Raw genomic sequence first — 25,043 nt, 5'->3', positions numbered from 1 at the left:
ACGGGATCCTGGCTCTCTCCTGCCAGCCCAAGAGGAGGGCGCATCTCGCAGGAACCGGCGCGGCGCGATGAGCGGCAGACCTGACTTCGTCCCAGTGCGATCAGTTTGCTCAGGGCAGTTCGGGGCCAGTGAAGTCAGGCCCCGAGAAGTCGGGGCTCGAATAGTCGGGAGCGCTGAATGCTGGTCCCCGTCTCGGCTCAGAACCCCCCTTCGCGCAGTCTGTCGCACGTGACGTGGCTGTCGCATCCGGCTGGTCGAGGTCGCCGGGGCGCGCAGCTCGAAGCGAGTTGCGCAAGAAGGGCAAGATGCCACGTTCGAGCAACGCTTCCTGCCATGCGTTGTTTGCGCGGTCCACATCGGAATCTGTGTCGCCAGCCGTCGAGCGATTACGCGTCGCTGCCACCAGTAGCCAGACGAGGCCGGTCAGCAGCGTCACTGCCGCAACCCCTGCCGCAGTCATTGCGGCGAGGAGCATGACGTCAGCGAGGTGTGAGTGTGCGTCAACGGCACGAAATCCGAAGCCGATCAGGCCGAAGACCGCAGCAGCCGTGGCAGAGAGTCCCGGAATCAATACAGCCACTGCGTGCAGCATGCCGCTGCCGTTGACCGCCGCGTCATCGGACTCGCGCTGTGTGTGCAAACGCGCCATGCCCGACGAGGCCGAGGCAGCGAGCAGCTGGCGATACACGCGGTACTCAGAAGCAGCCGAGGTGGCGATGGCGATGCGCGCGCCAAGTGCCTGGGTACGCAGTTGTTCGCTGTTGAGAGCTTTGGGAGTATGACGCCTCTCCTCCTGGAACGCAGTGGAGTTCAGGGCGTGGTCCAGGAGTCGCTCGAATACGAGCAGGTCTTCTGCCCGTAGGTGATCCGGATGGTCCACGAGTCCCCCTCAGTCGTTGGAATGCACTCAACGCGTCTTCAGCGATGGTTCCCGGCTTGCGCAATCCCTAAAGCATGCCCATGCGGACACCTGGCCCGAGCTGGACCTCGGGAGACTTGCAACTTACGCAAGTGGGCAACCATTGATGCCGCAGTCCACCACAGGGGAATCTGTTGACCGTGAAGCATCGTCAGACATCTCAGACGAGAGTGGCTGTCCTGACGCGATCCCTTCTTGGGGCGTGGACCGCGAAGGCGGGTTTGTAGAGCGGCCATATTCTGGGAGAGGCTTCTTCAGCGCTGAAGATTGTGGCGCGTGTCCGGTACGCAGTACAGACGCCTGCCCGCCCCGGGAGAGAGCAGACCTGATGTTCGGCTTGGGCGAGCTGGCCGTAATCCTCGTCGTCATCGTGGTCCTGGGGATCAAAAACTGCCCGAGCTGACGCGTTCGGCAGGCAAGGAGGCCCGGATCTTCAAGAGCGAGGCCAAAGCTCTCAAAGAGCAGGGCTCCGGGGAGTCAACGGCGTCGAGAGGCAGTGTTGTGTCCGACACCGTCGTCGACGGTGCCGAGCGCTCTCCGCGTCCCTGAACCGGCCCCGCCCGAGGACGTCGGCACCGTAACGCGCCATCAGGTGCCGACAGTCATCGGGCTGCCGATCGTTGTCCATGGCTCCAACCACTCCTCACGGACATGGCCCCCGGGCTGTCGGCGGGCAGGCATCCACATCTTCCCCTCCTGGTACGGCATAGACCGCCGTACCATTACCGCACCGGAGATGGCGTGGCCGTAGGGCGCGGTGGCGGGGATTGCCACGAACACCCCGGGCCGACCGGGACCCTCGACTGGCGGGCCGCCGCTATGTCCCCTGCGGGTGAAGCAGCCGGGCCAGCAGGTCATCGAGGACAACCATGCCGGTGAAACTGCCGGTGTCGTCGCGGACGAGGGCGAGCGACGCGCGGCGCTGACGAAGCTGCTCGATGGCGTGACCTACCGTGTCCTGCTCAGTCAGCTCCGGCACGGGGCGGGCCAGTTCGCGGGCAGTGACCAACCGTCCTCGGGTGCGGGCGATGAGTGCATCGCGCGCATGCACGGACCCGATGACGAGGGCGCCGTCGCGGACCAGCAGGCGGTTGCGGCCGTGCTCGGATGCCGTTGCGAGGATCGCGTCCACGTCGGCCTCGGCGGGCACCGAGGTGATCTGCGCGGCAGGCACCTGGAGGTCGCCGACCGGGTTGTGCGGCTCGGTGAGCGAACTGGTGAGCAGTTCCGAATCGGCCTCACTGATGAGGCCGAGCCGTCCGGACTCCTCGAACAGCTGGGTGAGCTGTTCGCGATTGTGGACCGGGGCGAACTCGTCGCGCGGGGTGACCTTGCACAACCGGACCAGGCTGTTGCTCACCCTGTTCAGCAGCCAGATGAGCGGGCGCACAGCCTTCACCAGCGCCCGGAAGGGCGGCGAGAGCAGCATCGCGGAGCGCTCGGGGTGCGCGATGGCCCATGACTTCGGGGCCATCTCGCCCACCACCATGTGCAGGAACACCACAGCGATCATGGCGGCGGCGAACGAGATGCCGTAGCTGAGACCACTGGGCAGGCCCAGCGTGTGCAGCAGCGGGTCGAGTTCGTGCGAGATGGCGGGTTTGGATACCGAGCCCAGGCCCAGGGTGCACACGGTGATGCCGAGCTGGGCGCCGGCGAGCATCAGGGACAGTTCGCGCATCCCGGCGAGCGCGGCCTTGGCACCGCGCTGTCCTTCGGCTGCGGCCTGCTCCATTCGGTGTCGTTTGGCTGCCACCAGGGCGAACTCGGCAGCTACGAAGAAACCACTGCCGATGAGCAGCAGCACAGTGACGAGCAGTGCCATCGGGAAACTCATGCCTGCTCCTCCTCACGCGACGTACTGATACAGGGCTGCGCTGCGAGGCGGACCCGCTCGGGAACATGTCGGTCGAGCGTGAGCACGTCGACGGCCACCCGCCTTCCGCCGGGCAGCTCAACGGTGAGGCAATCACCGACGGCGGGAAAACGGCCCAGCCGGTCGACAGTCAAACCGGCCACGGTGTCGTAGTCGTCCCCCTCGGGCAGCTCGATTCCGGTGGCCTCGGCAACCTCGTCGAGACGGCGCCCGGCGTCCACCAGCCAGCCCTCGCCGTCCGCGACGGCGAGTTCGGTGACGTTGTCGGACTCGTCGGCGATGTCCCCGACCAACTCCTCGGCAATGTCCTCGTAGGTGACGATGCCGGCCACACCGCCGTGCTCGTCCAGAACTACGGCGAATTCGTCGCCCTGCTCCCGCATCTGGCCGACCGCATCCGGAAGGGGCAGAGTGTCGGGCAGCAACAAAGGCTGCCGGACTAGGGCACCAGCGGTCGTAGCCGTCAACCGGTCGGCGGGCAGCCGCATCAGCTCGCGCACGCCTAGTACGCCCGTGAGGTCATCGGGGTGGTCACCGAGGACCGGATAGGTGGAGTGGCCGTGCTGTGCGATGACGTCGACCACTTCGGCCGCGGATGCGTCTTTGCGGACAAAGACGGCGTCCGCGCGCGGCACCATCACCTCGTCCAGGGTCCGCTCGGAGAACTCCAGCGCGTGGTCCAGCAGTACGGCAGTGTCCCTGGGCAGTTTGCCCTGCTTGTGCGACTCACCGATCAGATGCCCCAGCTCCTCCAGGGTCGCGCCATGGTGCAGTTCCTCGACCGGCTCGATGCCGACCTTGCGCACCAGCCGGTTTGCCGCGCCGTCGAAGATCCTCACGATGGGCCCGACGACCTTCAAGTACGCGAGAGTGGAGGCGGCCAGCGTCTTCGCCAGCCGTTCGGGCACAGCAATCGCGAGGTTTTTCGGGGCCAGCTCTCCGAGCACCATCTGCACGACGGTGGCCAGCACAAAGGCGAGAGCCACGGAGATGCCGGCAACCGCGCCGTCGGGGATCCCGATGCCGGACAGCGCGGGATTGAGCAGCGCGGAGACGGACGGCTCGGCGATGAATCCGACCACGAGACCAGTCACCGTGATACCGAGCTGGGCACCGGACAGCATGAAGGACAGCCGTTCCAGCACTTGCAGGGCGCGCGCGGCCCGACGGTCCCCTGCCTCGGCCTCGCGTGCGAGGGTGAGGCGATCGGCAGAAACGTAAGCGAACTCCTGAGCGACGAAATAGCCGGTGCCGGCGGTCAGAACGAAGACGGCCAGCAGGCCGAGTGCGGCACTCATCGAACACCACCCTGCCACGTGCCGTGATCGGGAAACTGGCTGGATGATCGGGGACTATGCCCCGAGAGGTCCGTCGATCTGGCGGACAACGTCGGTACTCCTCTGCTGGCAGTGGAACTGAAGAAACGATTCCGGCAACGTCCGTGGTTCCCGAGGTCGTGGCGGAGCGCCGGTCCGGGCCCACTATCAACACGCAGCCGAGCCCGGTCCGCCGGCCAGGCGGGTCCTGTTCCGCTGGAGGGCCCACTCTGTCCTCGGCTCCATCACACACCGAAGGATCCGCTGTGCCGGCCGGGGCGCACAGCCCCACCGGCACCGCCATCAGGCCCGGCGTCTCTTTACTCAGAGACGCCTTACCCCCCTCGGACAGAGAAGCTCCCACGGATCCCCCTCCCCACTCCGGGCTGTCGCTGAGTCTCAACACGGAGCCTACTGCGACAGTCCATACGCTTGCGCAACCTCTAAAGTGTTTGGTGCCGGAGCCGCTCCGATGGTGACCGGTCATGTGACGCGAAGGAGGAAGGTCTCAGATGTTCTCCGATGTGGGGCCCTTGGAGCTCGCAACGCTGGCAGTTCTCGCCGTCCTTCTGTTCGGGCCGGACAGACTGCCCGAGGCCATCCAGAACGTGACGGCACTCATCCGGAAGTTCCGCGAGTTTTCCGAGGATGCGAAGCAGCAGATCCGCTCCGAACTGGGCCCTGAGTTCAATGACTTCGAGTTCGAGGATCTCCATCCGAAGGCGTTCATACGCAAACACGTACTCGACGGCGACGGACTCGGGCTCCACGAGATCCGCGACGCCCTTGACCCGAGGGAGGAGTTGACGGAGGTCGTCGATGCGGTCCGCTCGACAGGAGATTCCCCTTCGGAGCGCGCGGCCACACCGGTGCGGGTGAACCTGGCGAAGGAACCCGGGGTGGAATCGGCGGCCCGAGCGCCGATTGACTACCCCGACGCCACGTGATGCCGCGCTCCGCCGTGACCCAACTCATTTCACTTCAAAGGTTGCGCAATGCTTAAACTGTCGCCATGGACAGAGGAAGCCCGGCGGGGTGGGAAGCGGCGGTACTTTTCGGGGGTCCCGCAGACGGGCTGCGGATGCGGGTCGCCGACCGGCCGCGGACGATCCAGGTGACCTGCCCCTGCAAGCTGGAAGCCCCGTCGAACGGAGTGCGCGCGGAGGCGCTGTATATCTACCGTCGCGACTTGCGGGTGAAGAGTGAGCCGCTGCGGTACGGCTTCGACGGGGCCAGTCCCTAATGGTCGTGTTGCGCACGGCTCAGCGGGCAGTGTCGCTCTCCGCGACGAAACGGGCCGACGCGGCATCGCCCGGTGCCGCCCGAATAGTACGCGGCGCCTCCTGTGTCGAGGTGCCGTCTGAGGGAGTGGTAGAGGGCTCTGCGGCGCCGTCCTGCTTCATGGCCTTGGCCTCACTCTTGAGGATGCGCATCGACTTACCCAGGGACCGGGCGGCCTCTGGCATCTTCTTCGAGCCGAACAGCACGATGACCACGATCGCGACGATCAGCAGGTGCCAGGGCGCCAGTCCGTTGTGGAACATCCCACCCACCCATTCCCTTCATCCGGCAGAGGTGGATGCCGGGCGCACCGCACCACCTGCAACGCTTGCTATGTTGCGCAACTGTACAACCTTGCAGTGGGGCCGGACGTCCCCTTCGTATGAGGCAGACGGATGAGGGCGTACGCATGACAACCAGCCACTCGGCGGCTCCACCGCGACGCAGGCACACGGCGCCTGAGCCGCGGGGCGGCGGAAATCACAACGTCCGCACAGGGCGGCGTCGCAGACGAAGTCGTCTGCGGATCACCCTCGTTATAGCGCTGTCCATATTCGTGCTCGGCGCAGCCGGGCTAGGCTGGATCTTCCTCAAACTGAACGGCAACATCGACACCTTCAGCGCAGACGGCATTTCCGGCGACCGCCCCAAAGCAGCGAAGGGCGAGAACGTCCTCGTCATCGGATCGGACGCGCGCACTGGCGGCAACAGCGCGCTGGGCGGCGGAGACAAGGGCGACATCGGTCGCTCCGACACCGCCTTCCTGCTGCACGTCTACGCCGACCGCCAGCACGCCGTCGCCGTATCCATTCCGCGCGACACTCTGGTCACCATCCCGCCCTGCAAACTGCCGGACGGCTCCTGGACCAAGAAGCGGACCAACACCATGTTCAACGCGGCCTACTCCGTGGGGCAGACAGCCAACGGCAGTCCCGCATGCACCCAGAACACCGTCGAGGAGCTCACCGGGTTGCGCGTGGATCACACAGTGGTCGTCGACTTCAAGGGCTTTGCCGAGCTGACGGACGTGGTCGGCGGGGTGAAGGTGTGCCTGCCACAGGACATCCATCAGAAGGACCTCAACCCCAACCGCAGCACCCAGGGAAGACTCCTCTTCAGTAAGGGGGAACAGACAGTCGCCGGCCAGAAGGCTCTGGACTACGTACGCATCCGGCACGGCATCGGCGACGGCTCCGACATAGGCCGTATCAAGCGCCAACAGGCGTTCGTGGCCAGTCTCATCACGAGGGTGAAGAGCGACGGCCTCACTCCTACCAAGCTGCTGCCGCTCGCCGACGCCGCCACCAAGTCGATGACGGTCGACCCCGGTCTCGGCTCGGCCGACAAACTGATCTCCTTCGCGATGTCCCTGAGGGACATCGACCTGCACAACACCAAGTTCGTCACCATCCCCTGGCGATACGAGGGTGCTCGCGTTGCGATCGTCCAGCCGGACACCGACGCACTCTGGGCCGCGCTGAAGGCCGACCGGACCATCGACGGCAAGGACGCCAGTGGCAAGAAGGGTGCGGCGACGACCTCCGCCGCGCCGAGCGCCGACGAGCCCCCTTCCGGGGACGGCGTCGACGTCGCGGTCTACAACGGCACTACCACCAGAGGACTTGCCGCGCGTGCCGCGGCCACTCTTACCGACCACGGCTTCACCGTCACCGGTACGGCGAACGCGAGCACCCAGGACCACGCTGACACCGTGATCGAGTACGGGCCGGGGGAGAAGAACCAGGCCCAGAGCGTCGCCGGGCTCTTCCCCGGTGCCCAGTTGCAGTCGGCGTCCAGCACGGGCATCAGCGTGACCCTGGGCCGGCCCTACGCGGCCGAGGGCCCCTCGGCCGAGGCAACCGGGGTTCCCACGGTCGTGGCCGACGACGCTCGCTCGGCCGATGACGACCTGTGCTCCAACCTGTCGTACGGGTAGGGCCGCCCGGCCAGCGGATGCACACACCGTCCAAGGAGGCGGCATCCGGGGATCGGCCATTCTGATCCAGAACCGTGCGGGGGGAAGGGCGCGGACAGCACATTCAGGGATGTGCCAGTCGGTGTCCTCCAGGTCCGGATCGGCGGCCGTCAGTGTTACCGCGTCGGCGAAGAGCGCCATGCCGTTGTTCGCGGGTGTCGAAGACCTCACCGACGATCCGGACCGTGACCGCTTTCCCCCAGGCCGTTCAGGGCGCCGGTGTCCCCGGACCTGGGCGTCGGTGGCGTCCAGGGAGTGTGGCGGGACCACGGCCTCGCCGGACTCGAGTGAACCAGCGGCTCGTGACTGCCGTGTGCCTGCCCCAGGAGGCGCCGCCAGCGCACCCGACGTGTCCACACCGGCACTCCCGGCGAACTCTGCATAATCACATAACTACTTACTGACGGCGAAGCGCATCAGAGCGTGCTCGTTACCCTGCTTGATCTTGCCCGTAGTGTTGATCACTTCGAGCTTCCAGCCGTCGCCCACGCGAATGGCCTTGGCCACGGCGCAACCGTTGTCCTGGGTGAGCAGGCTCGGCCAGATGTCGGCGACCTGCTGGGAGGTGCCCCCGGTCGCGTCGTACACCTTGAAACTGATGTTGCGTGCCTTCTGGAAGGAACTCCCCTTCTTGTAGGCGGCGGCGACGAACACGATCGACGTGATGTGGGACGGGATCCGCGCGAACTCGACGGTCACCGTTTCGTCGTCCCCGTGTTCGGTCTGGTTGTCGCCGCTGTGCACCAGCGAGCCGTTGCCCATCGGGTCGAGGGAGTCGAGACCGGCGAGGCGCACCGGGTCTCCGCCCTACATCGCGACGGCTATCAGGTCGAGGTCGGTTCCGGACTTGCGGCGGAGCATCCCCATCACTCCGCCGCTGCTGCCGGCGGTGGGGTCCCAGGACACTCCGATGGACAGATGGGTCACCCCGTCCAGATCTGCCGGACCGTCTTCCTTCTTGAGCGTAATCATGTGTGGATCAACTTTTTGGCGACGGGACTGCGACACCCAGAGTGTGCCTGGAGCTTTCGGACTTCTCCACGCCCGGCCTTCCGGTCACCGTCTCGTCTCATTGCTTCACGTGTGGGCACTGGACCACGATGCCACCGCGAAATCCGCCCCCATGGCACAGGTATTGCCCTCCTGGCAGCGCAGAAGACATGTGTCCGGCTCCGGGCCCGCCAACGATCGTCAGTGGGGCCTACGGGCGATGACTGCTCCAGCCTTGGACCAGTTGGCGTGGAGCCTGTCGAGGTACGACTGGGCCTGACTGCCTGGCGTCGCGCCGTGTGCGAAGGCCAGCATGTTACCCGCGCCCGTGTTGTAACCGAGCGCCAGAAGCTCGTTCTTACTGTATGAGGCAGACAACTGGGCGGGCAGTAGGGCTGCCAGGTCGTGCAAGTACCATGCCTCGGCCTCTATGGCTAGATCCCGGTCGTCGGGCAGTTCATCCCAACGTCGATCGCCGAAGTCCCGCCCTTGCTTGACCTCGTCGAAGGTGGCGCGGTGCATGTTCGCGATGCCGAAGGACGCGTTCGGCTTGTACCGCTGCCAGGCCCTCTCCACATCCGGGTCGTGCGGCTTGTACGACTCGTTGTAAAGGATCGCCAGCAGCAACTGGGCGCTGATGCCCGCCTGGCGGGCGCGGGCACGGATCTGCACGGTGTAGTCGACGGGGTCGTACGGCGAACCGGCCACCGAGGCGGAGGGGCTCACGGCGGCGGACGGCGAGGAAGAGGCCGCCGCGGACCCCGCCGGGAGCGGCGTGCCGGCCTGCGGAGTGTCGGCGACGCGCGCGATGACATAGAGAGCCAGGCCGAAAAGCAACAAGGGCAGCCATCGCCACTGGGCCCGGGATTCCGCCACTGCCTCACCCCTTTCGCGCTTCAGTTCCTCGTCCTGAACGTAGCGGACAGGTTTGTCTTCGCAGCAGCGCGGTCATGCGACGGCACTTTGCCGAATGAGCTGCTCAGGCTCGCTCGTAGAGTGTCCCAGCCACGTTCAGTGCAGTTGCGTAGAGCGCGAGAACGGCAGCGAGCAACAGGTAATAGAGACCTGGCAGCGGTGCCATACCGAGCAGGGGGGCGAGCGGGGACAGCGGCAGAAGAAGTCCGGCGGCGGCGAGCACGGCTGCGGCCCGGCCGACCGGTCCCAACACCCGGCCTTCGGCACCGCGCCTGCCGAGGCGCAGGAGCAGCATCACCAGAGCCTGGGTGAGCAGATTCTCGGTGAACCAGCCGGAGTGGAACACCGCCTCGTCACCCGCTGTCCCCGGCGCGTGCAGGGCCAGCGTAAGCACGCCGAAAGTGGCCAGGTCGGCGGCCGCGTTGAGGACGCCGAAGCCGGTGATGAAGCGCAGGAAGTCCCGCGGGCACAGAACCGTGGGCCGTCGCAGCGCATTCCGTGCCGGACGGTCGTAGGCGTAGGCGAGCTGAGCGGCGTCGAAACACAAGTTCTGCACCAGGACCTGTGCGGGGAGCATCGGCAGGAAGGGCAGGAGGAGGCCCGCGGTAAGCATCGCGATGACGTTGCCGAGGTTGGAGGAAAGCGTGGTGTGCAGATACGTAGTGATGTTGCCGCTGGAGTACCGGCCTGCGGTGATGGCGTGGTCGATCGAGGTGAGGTCCTTGTCGGCCAGCACCACGTCCGCGCTTTCCCGGGTCACGTCTGCGGCGTCGCGCGGGCAGATTCCCACGTCGGCGGCGTGCAGCGCGGGCACGTCGTTGATGCCGTCGCCGAGGAATCCGGTGGTGTGTCCGCCGGCGCGCAAGGCGGTGGTGATGCGGGCCTTGTGCTGTGGTGTGCAGCGGGCGAAGACGGTGGTTCGGCGGGCGAGTTCGGTGAGCTCGGCGTCGGTGAGAGCCTCGATGTCGTCGGCGGTCCGTACCTCTCCGGGGGCGAGGCCCAGGTCGTGGCAAGCGCGGGCCGCCGTAACGGGGTGGTCACCGGTGAGGACCTTGACGGTGATACCTCGGTCGGCGAAGGCCTTGAGGGCGTCGGACGCGGTCGGTACGAGCGCGTCCCGCAGGGTGACGAACCCTCGGAAGGTCAGACCACGTTCATCGGCCGGGGCGTAGTTGCGGGTGCGGGCGGGGCGTTCGGCGGTGGCGACTGCCAGCACCCGCAGACCGCTGTCCGCCTGTTCGGCTGCGAGCGTGAGCAGGCGCTCGCGTTCCCGGTCCTCCAGCACGCAGCGTTCCAGTACGGATTCGACTGCGCCCTTGGCCACCAGGGTGTGGACGCCGAGGCGTCCGGGGGTGCGTACGACGGCGGTCGTCAGTCGACGTACCGAGTCGAAGGGGATGGCTGCTGTGCCGTCGTAGCGTTCCACCGAGTCCACGTCTGTCGCTTCCAGGATGGCCTCGTCGAAGGCGTCCGGCGCGGGCAGGTCGGCGAGCTGAAGGGTCCACCAGGCGTTGACGGAGGCCCAGTGCAACACCTCGGACGCGTCCTTGCCCTGGGCGTCGAGAGCGCGTTGCACAACCGGCCGGTCCAGGGTGAGTGTGCCGGTCTTGTCCAGACACAGCACGTCGACGGCGCCGAGATCGTGCAGCGCGGGCAGCCGCTTCACGATCACCCCATGAGAGCGGGCGAGAAGTGACGCGCTGCGGGCCAGACAGGTGGTGACGATGACCGGCAGCATCTCCGGGGTCAGACCGACCGCCACCGCAACCGCGAACGGCAGGGTTTCCAGACCACGGTCGAACAGCGCTGCGTTGGCCATCAGCACCAGCGGCGGAGTGATCAGCATGAACCGGATGAGGATCCAGGAGATGCCGTGGACGGACCGGTCGAAGGCGCTCGCCTCGCGGTGCCCACGCTCCTCGTACCTGTCAGCCAGAGCGGTGCGTGCCCCGGTCGCCACGACCACTGCGGTGCCGCTTCCCGCGGCGACACTGCTGCCTTGGAAGCACAGCTGCGGCTGCTCGAAGATCCCGCCCGCAACCGGGGGCGGCGCGTCAACGGGGTACTTGGCAATCGGTGCCGACTCTCCGGTCAGCGCCGCCTGGTAGAGGCTCAACCCATCGGCCCGCAGGAGCCGTACATCGGCCGGGATCAGGTCGCCCGGGCCGAGGCGGATCACGTCTCCCGGTACCAGTTGGTCGACCGGGATCTCCCGGGCCACAGGCGGTGCGTCCTCGTCGGCGCGCCGCAGCACGGTCGTCGTGGTCGCGGCCAACGCCTGCAACGTCGTCATCGCCCCCTCCGCCCGGTGCTCGCCGGACGAACGCAGTACGCAACTGACCACGACCAGCACTATGATCACGCCTGCGGTTCCCCAGGAGGCCACGAGCGCCGAGACCAGGGCGAGGCACAGCAACACGGCAGTGAACGGATCCCGCAGACTGCGCACAAAACGCCCGAGCCAAGAACCCGGCCACCGGTCGGGCGGGATGTTCTCGCCGAACTGGCTCAGATACTCCTCGGCCTGTACTTCCATCAGCCCGCGCGGCCCGCTGTCCAGCCGCCGCAGTGCCTCAAGCGTGGTCGGCGCCGTCCGGTCGCGTATGGCTTCGTCACCGATGGGGCCGCTCTCCGGCGCCGACGCGATTGCGGGGCCGGGCATCTCCGCGCCCGTTCCCGCAATCGCGGAGGTATCAGGCACCGGTCTCGCGCAGTCGACCCACCGGTCCCGACGCTACCTCGGCGCGTGCGGCCAGCTGGCCGACCATGAGCCGGACCACGGTCACGATATCGGGATCGTCGACGTAGTAGACCTGGCGTCGGCCATCGCGGCGGGAGCGTACGAGACCGGCAAGTCTCAGCTTTGTCAGGTGTTGGCTGACTGCGGGCAGAGTCCCGCCCACCCGGACCGCGAGGTGGGTGACATCACTCTCACCCTGTGCCAGCGCCCACATGATGTGCAGCCGCGCCGAAGACGCCAGCAACCCGAACGCGGCGGCTGCCTCGGCCAGCACCCCGGCGGGCGGATCCTCGGGGCCACCAACGTCTGCCGCCACAACCCGCTCCCGTTCCGTCCTGGTCACCGTCCCGTGTCCTGGTCCAGTCTAGGTGTCCGACACCCGCGCCTTTCGCGCATCCACCCGGCCATCCGACGAGGTGACCGGGCGGGCGCGACAGGATCGGCAGGTCAGTCCTCGTAGTAGTTGTTCACGACCACTTCCGGCTCGTCGTCACTGAATGCCTCATTGAGCAGCGCACCTCCGACCAGGCCGGCCGCGCCGGCGCCAATGAGCGCACCCGTGCCGAATCTGCGGCCGCCTTGCTGGTCTTGGTGGTCGGCGTGCTGGGACGGATAGCCCTGCTGCGGGTAGCCGGCCTGCGGCTGCTGCGGGTAGCCGGCCTGCGGATATCCAGGCTGGGGTGGGGTGTAGTACGGCGGAGGGGTTGTTTGCACTCGTTGGGCGCAGCCGCCGCATACCTGGATCTGCCGGGGCACACCCCACTGCGGAGACCACGTCACGGGCGTCATGCCGGGACCATGGCTGGGATCGAAGAAGCAAGTCATGGGAGAACTCCCTGTTGGTTGTGGTGGTTCGGCGACTGTCGGCGGCTGCGGCACGACGACGGTCGGTGTCGGTACCGAAGGCGTCGTCGGCGCGTATGTACTAGTGCCTCTGCCGTCCGCGGCGGCCGGCGCCGGAGTGGTGGACTTCGGCCCCGTTGCCTCGCTCAGGACGTCGACGCCGTAGTCGGTGGCGATACCCGCGAGCCCGGAGGCGTAGCCCTGTCCTACTGCGCGGAACTTCCACTCCGCACCGTGCCGGTACAGCTCACCGAAGATCATCGCGATTTCCGCCGACAGGCTCCCGGCCGCCAGGTCGTAGCGCACCAGCTCGGCGTCGCCTTCCCGGTCGGTCACGCGAATGTGGGCGCCGCGCACCTGGCCGAAGTTCTGGCCCCGGGCCGCACCCTCGTAGATGGACACCGGAAAGACGATCTTCGCGACGTTGATCGGAACCCTGGCGAGGTCGACATGGACCTGTTCGTCGTCCTCTCCAGCGCTGGTGCTTCCGTTTCCGGAATGGCGGACCGAGCCATCCGGGCTGCTCAGGTTGTTGAAGAAGACAAAATGCTGGTCAGACAGGACCTTCCCTGCCTGGTCACACAGCAGCGCACTGGCGTCCAGATCGCAGCCGGCTCCCACCTGCCATCCAAGCCCGACCGTCACGGCAGTCAGGCCGGGGGCCTGTTTGCTCAATGCGACGTTTCCGCCCTTGGTCAGGAGCACACCCATGAACTTCCTCCGCAGTCGCTCCGGCGTTGCGCGCTCGTCTTGCTCAACGTGGTCCGGAGACGTTGAGTTCCATAGTTGCGCAATATCTTAAGTGACTGTTCCTGCTGATCTTACACCCGAAGAACATGCAACCGCCCGTCCCCGGGACTGCGTCCTTTGGGTATCTGTAGTTTGCGCAACTGAGCAACATACGACGACCGGTCGGGCGGGAGACGATCCCGAACACGGCTCGGCAAGGAGACGACGACATGGGCATCATCAGCTGGATCACCCTCGGGCTCCTCGCGGGTGCGATCGCCAAGATCCTGCTTCCCGGCCGCGATCCGGGCGGTTTCATCGGTACGACGCTCATCGGTATCACGGGCGCCTTCGTGGGTGGCTGGATCTCCGCCCGATTCCTGGACCGCCCGGTGGAGAAGGAGTTCTTCGACCTGACCACCTGGGGCGCGGCTATCGGCGGCTCCCTCGTCCTGCTCATCGGATACCGCCTCCTGTTCGGCAACTCCCGGGACTGACCAGCTACGGCTTCCCCAGCCCCGCCATCCCGGTGGCACTCGGCCGTGATCTGCGCCGTGCGGGTGCCACCGCCGAGGGTGTAGCGAGCCAGTTCGGCACCACGCCCAAGGTCATCCAGCTCTCCCGGCGGGCCTGCGGACTGAAGGTCCGGGACTTCGTCGGCCACCTGCCGCATCCGCTGAGTGTCCTGGGCCTACGAGGGTTCCACGGTCATCGTGGCCTTGATGGCTTGCGGTTCCTGCGCGAAGAAGCCTGGCTGCCAAAGGGAACTGACGAGGTCACCATCTGACGCGACGCCTGGACGGGCGCCGCGACGCGTCGCAGAAGGATCGAGGCTCGGAGATCATCCCCGCATGAGCGGGGACGCGGACAGTCGAGAGACTCCGAAGCTCGGAAATACATCGTGTCGCCGTTCAGAAGGCGAGTCCGAGGTCACTGCGGCCGTAGTTACCGCGCAGGATCGCCCCGCAGCCCCGACGGCTGAACCAGCCGCCTCCCGCACCCAGACAATTCCGGTCAGAGGCGGGCGCTCGCCGTCTCGATAGTGTCCGGGCTCCCTTCTCCAGTGCTGCTGTGCGCGAGCCCTGCTTCGATGTCGTCAAGAGCCCTACGCGCGGCAGCCAACTGCTCACGCAGCTCGGACTCTGCGCCGGCTGTTGCAGTACGTGGTGACGGGACCTCCTCGTTCCGTTCGGTCTCCATCTCCCGGGCCTCTTGGAGAGAGTTGATGACTACTCCGATCAGCAGGTTCACCAGGAGGAACGAGCCGAGCAGAACGAAAGAGGCAAAATAGACGATGGTCCAGCGGGAGATCTCCAAGCCGGCCCGCACTGCATCGCCGAGACCATCGAGGGTGATCAGAAGGAAGAGAGTGAGGGCGGCGCGGCCGAGTGATCCGTAGTGTTCCGGGTCGGCCGCGGCGAAGAACACCCAGCCGACCATGGCGTAGATGTACAGCAGGAGCGCCCCGACAAGGACGAAGCTCACAGTGCCGGGCAGGCTCTTGCCCACGGCCACGATGACAATCCGCAGCTGAGGCAGGAAGCGGGCCGCGCGCACGACGCGAGCCAGCCGCAGGAGGCGCAGGACAGTGGCGTTCTCGCGGGCGAAGGGCGCGAACGCCAGGGCGACCACCGCCAGGTCGAAAACGTTCCACGGGTCACGGAAGAAGTCTCCGGGCCGGTCTGCGTACGCTGCGGCCCGCAGCAGGATTTCCGCAGTGAACGCCGCGAGGAACAGATGCTCGGTCGCCTTGAGCGGGGTGTGCCATTCGTGCACGGCGTCGGCGTAGGTCTCGACGCCGAGGAGGGCGGCGTTGCCCATAATGAGGCAGAAGACCACGGCGGTGAATGCCCCGGAGTCCACGATGTGACGACTGCGCGTCGCCACGGCACTTCGTAACTGACCGGTCCGGTCGGACATTCCTGATCCCATCCCTCGCAGACCCTTCCGGTCAGCATTTGAAGTGGATCTTAAGGCGTGCCGGGATCGGCAACGAGGCGGGATGTCATGGCTCCCGTGGGCAGATCTCAGGCGGTCGGCGCCTATTCTCCTGGTGTATCGGTTTCGACCCGGATGTCCGGATGGAAACCGGCGGCAGCGGTGGCCGGAGAGCTGATCAGCTTTGCGGTCGCCAGTGTGCTGCGACGCATAGTGCTTCCGCCGGGTTCTATGCGCCCGGCGCCACGACTACAGCGGCGTCGCCGCTTCAAGTACGACGAACAGCGCGAAGGCCGCGTTCAGCGAGGACAGAGTGGACACCGCCGTTCCTGCCGCGGCGAAGAACGTCGCGATGCCCGTGGAAGTGAGAGCAGGTGGCCAGCCCCGCTCCGGCGGGACCGGGCCCAGCAGTGCGGCCACCCGCCGGGGGACAGGCCCGGCCGCGGCGAAGGCGGCGACGGCAGGAGCGGCCGCCCGGTGTGAGATGAGAGCCGCTTTGCCTACGGCGCGGGCCGTGAGCCGCCGGTCTCCGGTATCGATGGCGGCTTCCTCATCCGCCCAGCGCTCCGTGCTGTACGCGATGGCCGCGCGCAGCGGTCGCAGGAGCGGGTTGGCACAGCCGGCCAGTTGGGCAGCGAGTAGCAGGCGGTGGTGTCGGCCTGCCAGATGGGCCCGCTCGTGCGCGAGGAGTGCACCCTGCTCAGCCGTCGTCAGGCAGGCGAGCATGGCGGAAGTAACCATGATCCTGCCAGGTGAACCGGGTAACGCGTAGGCATACGGCACGCTGTCGGGCAGAACGGCGACTTCGGACTTCGTCGGCAGCTCCGCGAGTGCTCTGTGCGCACGGGCCCGGAAACGGTAGTGGCGCTGCACCGTGGATGCGCAGGCCATGGCTACGAGCGCGAGGGCGACGATCGACGTCTTCCCGGCGAGTTTGTCGTGTGGAACAGCCTCCCGTACCTCGTCGTCGGACCAGCCGTCGGGCAGCGGGTTGCCGGGCAGTTGGGCGGTACCGACCACGACCAGAAGGCCGAGACAGAGGGTGCTGCACGACGCAAGAATGACAGCGATGCTAGTCAGGAGACGGGCGGCGCTGCGTGGGTGCAGATGCTGCTCGGCCAGGCGAGCGATGGGCAGCGCCGTGAGAGGCAGAAGAAGGGGCAGATAGACGAAGACGCCCATCGGTTCAGCTCTCCGATTCATCCGTGGACGGGTCGGAAGGTTCTGGACCGGTCTCGTTGAGCAGCGACCGCAGTAGGTCCTCGTCGTCCGGCGACAGCGCAGAGACGAAGCTGGACAGCACGGCATCCCGGTCGTCCCGCTGATCGAGGAGCCGCCGCATACGGAAAGCGGTAAGTCCTGCACCACTCGCCGTCGACTGCCACAGAACCGGGCGCCCCGAACCGGTGCGCGTGACCGCCTGCTTGTCGAGCAGCCGCGTCAGAATCGTGATGACCGTGCTGTACGACAAGCCGCCGTCGAGGCGCTCCTGCACCCAAGCTGCGGTGACGGGCTCGGTGGCCTCGCCCAGTACGGACAGCACCTGTGCTTCGAGCTCGCCCTGTCCGCGCCGGCGGGCGCGCGGATCCCGTGTACGGCCGTCTTCCTCTGCGCCCACGACGCGGCCCCTTTCGTACCGTTCCCCGATGCCGCTCGTACAACTGCCGGGCGCCGGGGCATAGTACCCAGCCCCTCGGGCGCCTCACGTGATCGGTGAATCCCAGGCCCGCACGTCTCATGCCAACTCTACAGTGCTGTAGATTTCCGCTGTTGTCACTCGGTGCCCGCACGGTCACGCGCGGGCACACCGCTGCGTAGAGGGAGAAATCCATGGGTGTGAGCCTCGCCAAGGGCGGAAATGTCTCGCTGACCAAGGAGGCGCCCGGGCTGACCGCGGTCCTCGTCGGTCTGGGCTGGGATGTCCGTACGACCACTGGAACGGACTACGACCTGGACGCCAGCGCATTGCTGTGCGACGAGGCCGGCAAGGTGCAGTCCAACGAGTACTTCGTCTTCTACAACAACCTGAAGAGCCCGGACGGTTCGGTCGAGCACACCGGCGACAACCTCACCGGGGAGGGCGAGGGGGACGATGAGATCGTCAAGGTCGACCTGTCCGCTGTACCGGCCGACATCGCCAAGATCGTGTTCCCGGTCTCCATCCACGACGCGGAGGGACGGGGCCAGAGCTTCGGGCAGGTCCGCAACGCGTACATCCGCGTGGTCAACCAGGCAGGCGGAGCCGAGATCGCCCGCTACGACCTCAGCGAGGACGCCTCCACGGAGACGGCCATGGTCTTCGGGGAGCTGTACCGCAACGGAGCCGAGTGGAAGTTCCGTGCTGTCGGGCAGGGTTACGCCTCCGGCCTCAGCGGCATCGTCGCGGACTTCGGAGTCAGCCTCTGACCGGGCTCGGCCCGACCCTCCCCGCCCCAGCACCGCGCCTTGCCGAGAGTGGAGCCATGACCGTCAACCTGTCCAAGGGCCAGCAGATCAGCCTCGCCAAATCCGGCGGCGGCGAACTCACCGTCGTACGCATGGGGTTGGGATGGAAGTCCGCCCCTCGTAAGGGCTTCCTCGCCCGGCTGACCGCCCGCGAGATCGACCTCGACGCCTCGGCCGTCCTCTTCGCCGACAAGGCTCCGCAGGACGTCGTCTTCTTCCAGCACCTGACCAGCGACGACGGGTCGGTCCGGCACACTGGCGACAACCAGGTCGGCGGCGCGGGCCAGGGCGGCGACGACGAGTCGATCGTCGTCGACCTGTCGCGCGTCCCGGCCCACGTGGACCAGATCGTCTTCACCGTGAACTCCTTCACCGGCCAGACCTTCGAAGAGGTCGACAACGCCTTCTGCCGCTTGGTCGACGAGACCACCGGTCAGGAACTGGCCCGCTACACGCTGACCGGCGGCGGGCGCCACACCGCTCAGATCATGGCCAAGGTTCAACGGTCGGGTGCGGGATGGCAGATGACAGCCATCGGCGTCCCGGCCGACGGGCGCACCTTCCAGGATCTGCTGCCGGCCGTCGCCGCACACCTCTAGAACCACCTCCACCCACCGGACAGAATCACCACACCTGGAGCATTTGCATGGCGCTGTGGGACCGCATCAAGGAATCGGCCTCGACAATGCAGACACAGCTCAACGCCAAGAAGAACGACCTCAAGAGCGGTGCCTTCCGCGATGCGAGCATGGCCATGTGCGCCCTCGTCGCAGCCGCGGACGGGTCCATCGACCCCACCGAGCGGCAGCGGGTCGCGGCCCTGATCGTGAGCAACGACGTCCTGCAGAACTTTCCCGCCGACGATCTGCAGCGCCGGTTCAACGAGTACTGCCAACAGCTGACTTCCGACTTCGACTTCGGAAAGGTCGGCATCCTGCAGACCATCGGAAAGGTCAGCAAGAAGCCTGCCGAGGCCCGCGCTGTCGTTCAGATCGGCATCGTCATCGGCGGCGCCGACGGCCACTTCGACCAGTCCGAACGTGCCGTGGTCCGCGAAGCCTGCTTCGCGGTGGGCATCTCGCCGGCCGAGTTCGACCTGTAGGTCCTCAGCGGCGTGGGCGTGCTGTACACACACGGCGCGCCCACCCCCTTGCCCGCCGGACGAGGGGATTCATGGCGAGGTCCGTACTCGACGGGGGATGGCGTGACCAGGACGTACAGACTGCAGGACGAGGACAGACCCGACTACGCGCTGGCGCTGGACGAGGCCATACGAACCTCCGAGATACGGGGCCTGCTGGAGCAGTCCTCCCTCACCATCGGTCAGCTGCGTCTGCGCGGACTCAGTGCCGGGCACCGCATTGCGGCGGCCGCCGATACCGAGTACCGGACCTACACGTCCTTGCGGCAGCAGACGGCCGGCAGTGACGACTCGCGCCGAATCCTCCCTCTGTCCGGCCGCGGAGAGCAGGAGGAGTACGGGGCAGGTCTGCTGCCTGTCCTGGCCGTCCTCACCCCGGTCCTTGCCGCCGTCGCCGCGGCCGCATTTCTGCTCATCGGCTACGGCCTGGCCCTGGCGGGCGGACGAACACCCACGGCCGACGCGCTGATCACCGCAGGCTGGGCCAGCTTCGGCATAGGTGCAACGACGGCCGCCGTCGGCCTTTTCTACCTCTACCGCACGGCCGTGCAACACACGGCGTCCGCGCCGAGGTCGCGCGCCGCTCGGTCACCCGAGGTGAACAAGGCGCGCGAAGCCTGGCTGCAGAGCCTCCGGGACAACTCCCTTCTCCCCTTCCTCCGTGACGAACTCCGGAAACCCGACGCACTTCCCCCGGACAGCGGCCGGGAGGCGGGCCCCCGCTACCGAAGTCCCGATTTCTCCAGCCCCGACTTCGGGAGCCCGGACTTCTCGGGGCCCGGTTTTGGCAGCCCGAAGGCGCCGACGTAACCCCCTGGCTGTGCCCGGCCCGGGCTGATCCATGGCGCGATCAGATGGGTCTTCCGTATTTCGTGGTGGGTGTTGTCACTGAACTGCGCGTGGGCGGTCGGCCTGCTCTTCGCCACATGAAATGACGTTCGGGTCCGCGTACGGCGGCCGCCGAACCGCGTTGCCGCCCACTTGGTGCGCAAGGCGGTCGCGGTGCGAGTCCGTGGCCCCGCCTGCGAGAAGGCCGCAAGCCGGAACGCCCACCGGCCCACCTTGGATCCCTGATGAACATTTGGAAGGTGTGTTGGCTTGGTCGTCTTCAACGGGGCCTGGATGCGTGAGCGATGCGTGAGCGGACGTGCTGACAGGGCGCATGCAACCTTGGACCGGCCAGCATGCGGCATGCCTCTGACCAGGCATTTCTTGACCAGCGCGGAAACTGACGGAAGTCCCGGCAGGATCCTGCCGGGACTTTTAATCCGTTGGTTGTGGGTTCGAGTCCCACACGGCCTACGCGACGCAGGGCGGGGAAACTCCTCTGACCTGCTGGGGAGCGCCTCGATCGGTTTCATCCGGTAGAGGCGCTCCGCCGTTGTGGACCCCGTGCGCGAGCGGATGCCTCCGTCCCGCCCGCCGCGACCGTACGCGCAGGGATGTCCGGGACCGGGACGGCCGCCATCCGGTGGAGCCGCAGAACAGCGGAGGCGGACCACGAGCTCGTGAACGTTCGAGACTCCGAGCCGGTGCACGACTGATGGACCGGTGCACGACTGATGGATCCGGCGCGTGTGTCAGTCGGCCGTGGAACAGGCCGTGAAGCGCTTGGCGCGGCTTCCGTGGTCCACGGTGCCGAGCCGATCCTCGACCGCCTCTCCGGAGTGGGGCGGCCCTATGACGCCTACGTGCTGCGCGACGGTGTCCAGGTGAGGGTCGGTGATCTCCCCGGCGGGAGCGATGAGCCGTGACAGGTGAACTCGCGGCGGTCCGCGGAGACTTATGGCCGCGCCGTAGGGGCGCAGCCCTCAGGCCGCCGGCTCGATGTTCTGGTTGGCGTGGAAGAAGTTGTACGGGTCGTAGGTGCGCTTGACGGCTGCCAGGCGGTCGTAGTGGTCGCGGTAGGTGGCGCGTACCCGGTCCGGGGTCTCGCCCGCGCCGATGAAGTTCACGTACGTACCGCCCATCGAGTGCGGGTGGAGCTCCTCCCAGTAGTCGACGCACCACTGCCTGAGCTTCCCGGCGTTGTCCGGGTCCGGGTCGATGCCCGCGATGACGCCCGACCAGACCGCGTTCCGGTAGGCCCAGGCGGTGTCGTCGGGGCCCGGCCGGTGGGCGGCGCCGTCGACCGGGTAGAGGTGAGTGGTCGACAGGTCGGTGGGGAGGTTCTCGGCGTACTTGGCGTGTACGGCGATGGCGTCGTCGGAGATCCGGTCGAAGAAGTTGCCGCGCCAGTACCACTGCAGGCCGGCCGGGAGCAGCTCGTCGAACATGGACTGCAGGGCGGGATAGGGCATCGGCGCCGCGAAGTGGAAGGCGGGCGGGCCGGGTTCGCCGACGGGTTTCAGGGCGGCTTCGAGGAGGTCGGGACCGCCCGTCCAGCACCACACGATCCCGCACATCCGCTGACCGTGGATCTCCTCCGGGAACGGCGGACCGGGCGGCACGGTGAGTGCGGCGAAGAAGCCGTTCAGGTCCTCGGGGGCCGCCGGCAGGAAGTCGCGGTACCAGCGCAGCACGTCGGGGGTCCGGTCGACCGGCCAGAAGGTGATGGCGACGCCCACGGTGTCCACCGGGTGCATCCGGAAGGTGAAGGAGGTGACGATGCCGAAGTTTCCGCCCCCGCCGCGCAGCGCCCAGAACAGGTCGGGATGCATGGTGCCGCTCGCCGTCACCGCGGTGCCGTCCGCCAGGACCACGTCCGCGGCCAGCAGGTTGTCGGCCGTCAGGCCGTATCTGCGGGTGAGGTGGCCGTGGCCGCCGCCGAGGGTGAGGCCGCCGACACCGGTGGTCGACTGGATTCCGGCGGGGGTGGCCAGTCCGAAGGCGTGGGCGGCGTGGTCGAGGTCGCCGAGCGTGGCGCCGCCGCCGACCGTGGCCGTTCGCGCGGCGGGGTCGATGTGCGCCCAGCGCATGGGCGACAGGTCGATGGTGACGCCGTCGTCCACCAGACACAGGCCGGCGCCGCTGTGTCCGCCGCCGCGGACCGCGAGCACGAGCCCCTCGTCGCGGACGGCATCGACCGCGGCCATGACGTCCGCCGCGTCGCTGCACCGCACCACCGCTGCCGGACGTCTGTCGATCATGGCGTTGTAGATCGTGCGGGCGTCCCGGTACTCCGGGTCCCGGGGGCCGATCACGGGGCCGCGCAGCACCGCCCGCAACGCGTCCGGGGTTTCGAGCCTGGTGCCGCTGCCGTTCATGGTCCGGCCCTCTTCTCGCGCGCCGGGACGGTGACCGCACACGTTGCCGGGCTCCGCTGCCGGGCCGTCGGGCTGTCTGCCCGGTGTGCCCGGTACGCCCGGGGGCGCCGACGCCTCGGCGCCCCCGGGAACCGCGGGCGGAAGCGGCCACCGTGGCCTGATGCCTCAAGCGTCCCCGCGGTCCGGGAACCGCGCCAGTCGCCGGACCGCGGGGAGAAGGGACATGCGCGTCACGGGCCTCACGGCCGGGGCGCAGAGGCTCCACGGGACTCACGGGCCGGGGCACACAGGCTCTACGGACCTCACGGGCCCCGGGCACAGGTCCGGGGGCATACGGGCCCCACGGGCCCGGCAGCGGGGTGCTCGCTCAGACGAGGAGCTTTGTCTTCGCCCGCTGGTACTCCTCGTCCGTGATGGCGCCCCGGTCCTTGAGCTCGGCGAGTCTCGCCAGGTCGTCGACGTGCTTGCCCTCCTTCGGGGCGTTCGCCTCGGAGGTGCCGGCGGCCTCCCGTACGTACGCCTTGAAGGCCGCCTCCCGGTCCTGAGCCTCCTTGATGTCCCGCTTCCCCATGGATTTGCCGCGCACGATCACGTACAGCAGGACGCCGAGATACGGCAGCAGCAGGGCCACGATGAGCCAGCCCGCCTTGCCCCAGCCGCCGAGGTCGTCGCTGCGGAAGATGTCCGCGATGACCTTGAACAGCAGGAACAGCCACATGATCCAGAGGAAGAACCAGAGCATGGTCCAGAAGAGGTTGAGCAGGGGGTAATTATCCACGGTCGGCTCCCTGATCACCGCGAGTTCATCGCGTCGACTGGCTGAATGGTAAATCAGTCATATCACCAGATATCGGGCCTTGCCTCCGGGTGATCTCCGGGCCGCCCTCGGTCGCGGCTGCGGAGTACCGTGGGAATGTCGAGGGAGGCCCGGGAGGCTCCGGCCTCCAGGAGGCGGGGTCGCCCCGTGTTCGTGAAGCGGCGTGAGAAGCGGCGTGAGCGGCAGTGCGAGCAGCCCCGCGCATGGACGCTCGCGAGGGCACATGCGCACAGCAGATGAGTCCGCCCGGAGCCCGGTCGGGGCGATCGGCCGTGTCACGGTGCCGATTCCGGTCGGGGGCCCGGGAGAAGTACTGGTGGCCGTACGGGGTGGGTCCGAGGCCTACACCGCATGGTCGGCGACGTCGATCGACAGGGACGCACGCGTCGTTGTCGTCGACTCGGTCTCGGCGCGCGGCGTGATCGTGGAGCGTCTGCCGCCCTGAGGCGATGCGAGGGCGCCAGGAAGCGGTGTATCTGCGCGAGGCGGTGACGTATCGATGCCGAGCAGTGACGTACCCGCGTCGAGCAGTGACGTACCTGCGTCGAGCACGTGCGTACCCGCGTCGAGTGCGCACGTACCGGCGTCGAGCAGTGACGTAACCGCGTCGAGCGCTCACGCACCCGTGTGAGCGGATGTGCAGACACGTACGGCAGGAGTCTTCCGATGTTCTTCTGGCACGTTCCCGCCCCCAACGAGGCGATGCTCATATCCGGTTCCAAGGGGCAGACGCTGGACACCCAGTTCCGGATCGTCACCGGCCACGGCAGTTTCGTGCTCCCGGTGAAGCAGAAGGCGCGCATGCTCTCCCTGGCGCTGCGCGAGGCGGAGATCACCGAGGACTGCGTGACGCAGCAGGGCATCCGCCTGAACGTCCGGGCCGTCGCCGTCTTCAAGGTCGGCGACGACGCGGTGTCCATCGCCAATGCGGCGCGCCGCTTCCTGACCGAGCAGGAACAGATGGAGGAGCTCGTCGGCCAGATCTTCGCGGGCCATCTGCGTTCCATCGTCGGCGGGCTGACCGTGGAGCAGATCATCCGCGAGCGCAACCGGGTCTCCCAGGAGGTTGTCGCCGGCAGCCACGGCGAGATGGAGAAACTCGGCATCGTGGTGGACGCCCTCCAGATCCAGGAGATCGAAGACGCCACCGGCTACATCAAGAACCTCGCCGCCCCGCATGCCGCCGCCGTCGCCAGCCAGGCCCGGATCGCCGAGGCCAAGGCCGACCAGGAAGCCAGTCAGCGCGAGCAGCAGGCCGCCGCGCTCAAGGCGGAGTACGAACGCGATACCGCGATCAAGCGGGCCGGATTCCTCGCCGAGACCGAGCAGTACAACGCCCGCGCCGCGCAGGCCGGGCCCCTTGCCGGGGCCAGGGCCTCGCAGGAGGTCATCGAGGAGCAGACCGCGTTGGCCGAGCGGCAGGCCGCGCTCGCCGCGCAGCGGCTCGAAGGAGAGGTGCGGCGTCCGGCGGACGCCGAGGCGTACCGGCAGCGCACCCTCGCAGAGGCGGCCCGTGACCGGGTGAAGTTCGAGGCCGACGGCAACGCGTACACCGAACGGACCCTCGCCCAGGCACAGGCCGACGCCAACAGCGCGCGCGCCGCCTCGCTGCGCGACGGCAATCAGGAGCTCATCGCGGCCAACCGCATCGTCGAGAACCTGCCCGTCCTGGCCGACGCGGCCGCCCGCGGCATGTCGGGGGCCGACCTCACCGTTCTGAACGGCACCAGTGGTGTCAACGAGATGGCGGCGGGCGTGGTCAGCCAGGGGCTGGCGATCCTCCAGGCCCTGCAACGGGGCGCGAATCCGATGAAGTCCCCGGCGGTCGACGGGAAGACCGCTCCCCGTATCACCGAGACGAATTGAGGACTCCCCGAGACGAATTGAGGATGGCAGGGCGGCAGGGCGGCAG

24 protein-coding genes and 2 pseudogenes are annotated in these 25,043 nt (G+C 67.5%); 12 read left to right on the top strand and 14 right to left on the bottom strand.

Annotation, left to right across the window (positions count from 1 at the left end; all coding sequences use genetic code 11):
• Positions 1-109: 109 nt before the first annotated feature.
• Positions 110-880 (bottom strand): hypothetical protein, encoded by a 771-nt coding sequence (locus ACFVT1_RS32785; RefSeq protein WP_389802112.1) that lies wholly within the window; start codon positions 878-880, stop codon positions 110-112.
• A 315-nt stretch (positions 881-1,195) separates the two neighbouring features.
• On the opposite strand from ACFVT1_RS32785, the gene ACFVT1_RS32780 reads away from it, so the two are divergent.
• Positions 1,196-1,468 (top strand): twin-arginine translocase TatA/TatE family subunit, encoded by a 273-nt coding sequence (locus tag ACFVT1_RS32780; protein WP_389802109.1) that lies wholly within the window; start codon positions 1,196-1,198, stop codon positions 1,466-1,468.
• A 268-nt stretch (positions 1,469-1,736) separates the two neighbouring features.
• Here the strand turns inward: ACFVT1_RS32780 and ACFVT1_RS32775 are convergent, their stop codons facing one another.
• Both ACFVT1_RS32775 and ACFVT1_RS32770 read right to left on the bottom strand, forming a co-directional pair.
• Complete coding sequence (locus tag ACFVT1_RS32775; RefSeq protein WP_389802107.1) at positions 1,737-2,756, bottom strand: hemolysin family protein; 1,020 nt, start codon at positions 2,754-2,756, stop codon at positions 1,737-1,739.
• Positions 2,753-4,093 carry a hemolysin family protein gene (locus ACFVT1_RS32770; protein WP_389802104.1) on the bottom strand — a complete coding sequence of 447 codons (1,341 nt, stop codon included), beginning with the start codon at positions 4,091-4,093 and terminating at the stop codon, positions 2,753-2,755. Before ACFVT1_RS32770 ends, ACFVT1_RS32775 begins: the two co-directional genes overlap by 4 nt.
• 530 nt (positions 4,094-4,623) lie before the next feature.
• Here ACFVT1_RS32770 and ACFVT1_RS32765 point away from each other — a divergent pair.
• Together ACFVT1_RS32765 and ACFVT1_RS32760 are read left to right on the top strand one after the other, a co-directional pair.
• Positions 4,624-5,058, top strand: a complete 435-nt coding sequence (locus tag ACFVT1_RS32765; protein ID WP_389802101.1) for a sec-independent translocase — start codon at positions 4,624-4,626, stop codon at positions 5,056-5,058.
• 65 nt (positions 5,059-5,123) lie between these two features.
• Positions 5,124-5,354 carry a hypothetical protein gene (locus ACFVT1_RS32760; protein ID WP_389802098.1) on the top strand — a complete coding sequence of 77 codons (231 nt, stop codon included), beginning with the start codon at positions 5,124-5,126 and terminating at the stop codon, positions 5,352-5,354.
• A gap of 19 nt (positions 5,355-5,373) precedes the next feature.
• Here the strand turns inward: ACFVT1_RS32760 and tatA are convergent, their stop codons facing one another.
• On the bottom strand, positions 5,374-5,655 hold the full coding sequence (gene tatA / locus ACFVT1_RS32755; RefSeq protein ID WP_389802095.1) for a Sec-independent protein translocase subunit TatA: 282 nt from the start codon (positions 5,653-5,655) through the stop codon (positions 5,374-5,376).
• Between the two features lie 146 nt (positions 5,656-5,801).
• Between tatA and ACFVT1_RS32750 the strand changes: the two genes are divergently transcribed.
• Positions 5,802-7,328 (top strand): LCP family protein, encoded by a 1,527-nt coding sequence (locus tag ACFVT1_RS32750; RefSeq protein ID WP_389802093.1) that lies wholly within the window; start codon positions 5,802-5,804, stop codon positions 7,326-7,328.
• 432 nt (positions 7,329-7,760) lie between these two features.
• Here the strand turns inward: ACFVT1_RS32750 and ACFVT1_RS32745 are convergent.
• The 5 genes and pseudogenes from ACFVT1_RS32745 to ACFVT1_RS32725 form a co-directional block, all read right to left on the bottom strand.
• Positions 7,761-8,339 (bottom strand): annotated as a pseudogene (locus ACFVT1_RS32745) (TerD family protein).
• Positions 8,340-8,558: 219 nt separating this feature from the next.
• Positions 8,559-9,233, bottom strand: coding sequence for a lytic transglycosylase domain-containing protein (locus ACFVT1_RS32740; protein ID WP_389802090.1), 675 nt, complete (start codon positions 9,231-9,233; stop codon positions 8,559-8,561).
• A gap of 103 nt (positions 9,234-9,336) precedes the next feature.
• A complete protein-coding gene (gene mgtA, locus ACFVT1_RS32735) occupies positions 9,337-11,934 on the bottom strand; it encodes a magnesium-translocating P-type ATPase (protein ID WP_389802087.1) in 2,598 nt (865 codons plus the stop codon).
• A 31-nt stretch (positions 11,935-11,965) separates the two neighbouring features.
• Positions 11,966-12,328, bottom strand: a complete 363-nt coding sequence (locus ACFVT1_RS32730; protein WP_389802084.1) for an ArsR/SmtB family transcription factor — start codon at positions 12,326-12,328, stop codon at positions 11,966-11,968.
• Between the two features lie 677 nt (positions 12,329-13,005).
• Positions 13,006-13,566: pseudogene (locus tag ACFVT1_RS32725) on the bottom strand (TerD family protein); the annotation flags it as partial.
• A gap of 248 nt (positions 13,567-13,814) precedes the next feature.
• Here ACFVT1_RS32725 and ACFVT1_RS32720 point away from each other — a divergent pair.
• Positions 13,815-14,081: a GlsB/YeaQ/YmgE family stress response membrane protein gene (locus ACFVT1_RS32720; RefSeq protein ID WP_389802081.1), complete on the top strand. Its 267-nt coding sequence runs from the start codon at positions 13,815-13,817 to the stop codon at positions 14,079-14,081.
• A gap of 32 nt (positions 14,082-14,113) precedes the next feature.
• Positions 14,114-14,371 (top strand): hypothetical protein, encoded by a 258-nt coding sequence (locus ACFVT1_RS32715; protein ID WP_389802078.1) that lies wholly within the window; start codon positions 14,114-14,116, stop codon positions 14,369-14,371.
• Positions 14,372-14,598: 227 nt separating this feature from the next.
• Here ACFVT1_RS32715 and ACFVT1_RS32710 read toward each other — a convergent pair whose 3' ends face one another.
• The 3 genes from ACFVT1_RS32710 to ACFVT1_RS32700 form a co-directional block, all read right to left on the bottom strand.
• Positions 14,599-15,504: an ion transporter gene (locus tag ACFVT1_RS32710; RefSeq protein ID WP_389802076.1), complete on the bottom strand. Its 906-nt coding sequence runs from the start codon at positions 15,502-15,504 to the stop codon at positions 14,599-14,601.
• A gap of 267 nt (positions 15,505-15,771) precedes the next feature.
• Positions 15,772-16,704 (bottom strand): M56 family metallopeptidase, encoded by a 933-nt coding sequence (locus tag ACFVT1_RS32705; protein ID WP_389802183.1) that lies wholly within the window; start codon positions 16,702-16,704, stop codon positions 15,772-15,774.
• A gap of 4 nt (positions 16,705-16,708) precedes the next feature.
• Positions 16,709-17,140, bottom strand: a complete 432-nt coding sequence (locus ACFVT1_RS32700; RefSeq protein ID WP_389802073.1) for a BlaI/MecI/CopY family transcriptional regulator — start codon at positions 17,138-17,140, stop codon at positions 16,709-16,711.
• Between the two features lie 212 nt (positions 17,141-17,352).
• Here ACFVT1_RS32700 and ACFVT1_RS32695 point away from each other — a divergent pair, with 212 nt between their 5' ends.
• From ACFVT1_RS32695 to ACFVT1_RS32680, 4 genes are all read left to right on the top strand, one after another.
• Positions 17,353-17,928, top strand: a complete 576-nt coding sequence (locus tag ACFVT1_RS32695; protein WP_389802070.1) for a TerD family protein — start codon at positions 17,353-17,355, stop codon at positions 17,926-17,928.
• 56 nt (positions 17,929-17,984) lie between these two features.
• The gene (locus ACFVT1_RS32690; protein ID WP_389802067.1) at positions 17,985-18,566 is read left to right on the top strand and encodes a TerD family protein; all 582 of its coding nucleotides are present in this window, start codon (positions 17,985-17,987) and stop codon (positions 18,564-18,566) included.
• Positions 18,567-18,613: 47 nt separating this feature from the next.
• Positions 18,614-19,069 carry a tellurite resistance TerB family protein gene (locus ACFVT1_RS32685; protein WP_389802064.1) on the top strand — a complete coding sequence of 152 codons (456 nt, stop codon included), beginning with the start codon at positions 18,614-18,616 and terminating at the stop codon, positions 19,067-19,069.
• A 102-nt stretch (positions 19,070-19,171) separates the two neighbouring features.
• Entirely contained in the window at positions 19,172-19,918 is a 747-nt protein-coding gene (locus ACFVT1_RS32680; protein ID WP_389802062.1) for a hypothetical protein, read from the top strand.
• Positions 19,919-20,919: 1,001 nt separating this feature from the next.
• Here the strand turns inward: ACFVT1_RS32680 and ACFVT1_RS32675 are convergent.
• Together ACFVT1_RS32675 and ACFVT1_RS32670 are read right to left on the bottom strand one after the other, a co-directional pair.
• Positions 20,920-22,314 carry an FAD-binding oxidoreductase gene (locus tag ACFVT1_RS32675; protein ID WP_389802059.1) on the bottom strand — a complete coding sequence of 465 codons (1,395 nt, stop codon included), beginning with the start codon at positions 22,312-22,314 and terminating at the stop codon, positions 20,920-20,922.
• A gap of 367 nt (positions 22,315-22,681) precedes the next feature.
• A complete protein-coding gene (locus ACFVT1_RS32670; protein WP_389802057.1) occupies positions 22,682-23,092 on the bottom strand; it encodes an SHOCT domain-containing protein in 411 nt (136 codons plus the stop codon).
• Positions 23,093-23,354: 262 nt separating this feature from the next.
• Between ACFVT1_RS32670 and ACFVT1_RS32665 the strand changes: the two genes are divergently transcribed.
• Together ACFVT1_RS32665 and ACFVT1_RS32660 are read left to right on the top strand one after the other, a co-directional pair.
• On the top strand, positions 23,355-23,576 hold the full coding sequence (locus ACFVT1_RS32665; protein ID WP_389802054.1) for a hypothetical protein: 222 nt from the start codon (positions 23,355-23,357) through the stop codon (positions 23,574-23,576).
• A gap of 221 nt (positions 23,577-23,797) precedes the next feature.
• Complete coding sequence (locus tag ACFVT1_RS32660; protein WP_389802051.1) at positions 23,798-24,997, top strand: SPFH domain-containing protein; 1,200 nt, start codon at positions 23,798-23,800, stop codon at positions 24,995-24,997.
• Positions 24,998-25,043: the final 46 nt, after the last annotated feature.

The organism is Streptomyces sp. NPDC057963, from assembly GCF_042887155.1.
Classification (GTDB): domain Bacteria; phylum Actinomycetota; class Actinomycetes; order Streptomycetales; family Streptomycetaceae; genus Streptomyces.
The sequence above is the reverse complement of the archived record's forward strand: the minus strand, read 5'-3'. Positions and strand labels throughout refer to the sequence as shown.